Source organism: Desulfomicrobium macestii, assembly GCF_014873765.1.
GTDB classification, from domain to species: domain Bacteria; phylum Desulfobacterota; class Desulfovibrionia; order Desulfovibrionales; family Desulfomicrobiaceae; genus Desulfomicrobium; species Desulfomicrobium macestii.
The window spans coordinates 1-1,734 of the sequence record NZ_JADBGG010000087.1 but is presented as its reverse complement, the minus strand read 5'-3'; the positions used below and the strand labels follow the sequence as shown (position 1 = coordinate 1,734).

The window sequence follows — 1,734 nt, the reverse complement described above, 5'->3', positions numbered from 1 at the left end:
CCTCCTGTTGGCCATCTCCCTTCCTCCTTGTGTGTTAGAAGAAAGGGGATAAACGCTGAGGAAGTCCGAGCGAAGTGTTTTTAAGGCTCTCTCAAACCCGGGGTGGCTCCATTAGGGGTGCCCATGAACTGGCTCCATTAAGGGTGCCCACGGAATGGCGCTATAGGGGTGCCCGTTCACATTGGCAATGTCGGGCCACTGGTCTGGAACTTCTTGGTCATCATTTGGGGGGGGCGACTTGATATGGCTGTCGTAGCCAGAGAAGAGGGGCATCGTGCAGGAGAGGCAGGGGCGGCGCTTGTCAGTGCAGTCGCTTGTAGTTATTGTGACTGCACGGAGGAAATAGCATGAACAGCGCAGAAACCGTATCGACCAGTTTTAGGGCATCCAAAGACAAGATTGAGCGTATCGACGCTGTCGCCGCTGCCTTGGGCAGAAGCCGCAACTGGCTGTTGAACAAGGCGTTGGACGACATCCTGGAGCATCAGGCCTGGTTTGTGGCGGAGGTCGGAAAAGGCGTTGAGGCCGCCGACAGGGGCGAGTTCGCTTCCCCGGACGAAGTGACGGCGACCTTCAACAAATACGGGGCCTAGGATGCCCAGGTGGACGGCGCTCGCCCTGCAGGATTTGGGCAGCGTACTCGAACACATTGCTGCCGATGATGCCGAGGCCGCCCAACGGGTTGCCCAGGCGATTCGGACAGCCTCTGAACGCTTGGATCAGTTCCCCCGGATGGGGCGCAGTGGAGCCAGAACGGGCACTCGGGAGCTGGTAGTGCCTGGTCTGCCCTATGTCCTGGTTTATCGTGATCAAGGTCTGGCGATTCAAATTCTGAGGCTTCTGCATACGCGTCGAAAATGGCCGGCTACGCCGGTGCCGGGATGAGGCAGGGTCTGGACAGTGAATGACTTACTCCAATCGAAAACATGAAATAAGCGCGGGGTGCGGCGGTTGTCCCGGCCACCATCCCTCACGGCGTCTTGGGCACAAACAGTACCGGGCCGGGGTAATCACGCATGATGCTGTCCGATGTCAGCAAGGATATTCCCTCGCTTTTGGCCTGCGCCAAGAGCATTCTGTCGAAGGGGTCCTTGTGGAGCATGGGCAGGTCACCCACCGCAAGAGTGTGCAGGCTGGTGATACAAAGTTCGTAGTACTGATTATCAAGCAACCCGCGTCGCAATACTTCCGTATCAACCCGAAAATCATTTCTGCCGAGGCTTTTCTTGACGCCGATCTCCCAGATGCTGGCAGCGCTGAAATACAGCGTATTGCTAACGTCCCCCCATCAGACTTTCGGCTTTTCCGGGCAAGGTGCCCGCCGCCGCCCAGAGCAACATGTGCGTGTCGAGGAGCAGTTTCACTTCACCCCTTCAAACAGGCTCTGGATCTCTTCCTTGTCCATGGAGTCAAAATCGTCCGGAACCGTGATCATGCCCTGCAAAAAACCGATCCGCCTTGCCGAATCAGGCGGCGGAGAAAACGCGGTTACGGTGACCATGGGCTTGCCGGCCTTGGCGATAATAAAAGGCTCTCCTTTCACAGCCTGCTCAATCAGCCGGGACAGATTCGTCTTGGCATCGTGAATGTTCACCTGGTGCATAGAGCCTCCGAAGTTAGCTGAGTTTAAAAACTAAACCTCGACTTTCGGGGTTGTTAGTAAAGTCGTCGAAACAGAAATCTATTGGGAATAATTGAATATTTTGATTGAGGGGATCCTCCTTCTGTAGTAGT

At 55.8% G+C, this 1,734-nt stretch carries 4 protein-coding genes; 2 read left to right on the top strand and 2 right to left on the bottom strand.

Annotated features, from left to right (window positions below; genetic code table 11):
* Positions 1 to 347: 347 nt before the first annotated feature.
* Both H4684_RS20445 and H4684_RS21335 read left to right on the top strand, forming a co-directional pair.
* Complete coding sequence (locus tag H4684_RS20445; protein WP_192625172.1) at positions 348 to 593, top strand: CopG family ribbon-helix-helix protein; 246 nt, start codon at positions 348 to 350, stop codon at positions 591 to 593.
* Position 594: 1 nt separating this feature from the next.
* Entirely contained in the window at positions 595 to 885 is a 291-nt protein-coding gene (locus tag H4684_RS21335) for a type II toxin-antitoxin system RelE/ParE family toxin (protein ID WP_192625171.1), read from the top strand.
* Between the two features lie 85 nt (positions 886 to 970).
* Here H4684_RS21335 and H4684_RS20435 read toward each other — a convergent pair whose 3' ends face one another.
* A complete protein-coding gene (locus H4684_RS20435; protein WP_318779671.1) occupies positions 971 to 1,237 on the bottom strand; it encodes a type II toxin-antitoxin system VapC family toxin in 267 nt (88 codons plus the stop codon).
* Between the two features lie 123 nt (positions 1,238 to 1,360).
* Positions 1,361 to 1,603: a type II toxin-antitoxin system Phd/YefM family antitoxin gene (locus H4684_RS20430; RefSeq protein ID WP_192625170.1), complete on the bottom strand. Its 243-nt coding sequence runs from the start codon at positions 1,601 to 1,603 to the stop codon at positions 1,361 to 1,363.
* Positions 1,604 to 1,734 lie beyond the last annotated feature (131 nt).

What these genes read in the sequence shown, in the direction of transcription:
- H4684_RS20445 (WP_192625172.1), top strand. Translation starts at nt 348, where the DNA reads ATGAACAGCGCAGAAACCGTATCGACCAGTTTTAGGGCATCCAAAGAC.
- H4684_RS21335 (WP_192625171.1), top strand. Translation starts at nt 595, where the DNA reads ATGCCCAGGTGGACGGCGCTCGCCCTGCAGGATTTGGGCAGCGTACTC.
- H4684_RS20430 (WP_192625170.1), bottom strand. Translation starts at nt 1,603, where the DNA reads ATGCACCAGGTGAACATTCACGATGCCAAGACGAATCTGTCCCGGCTG.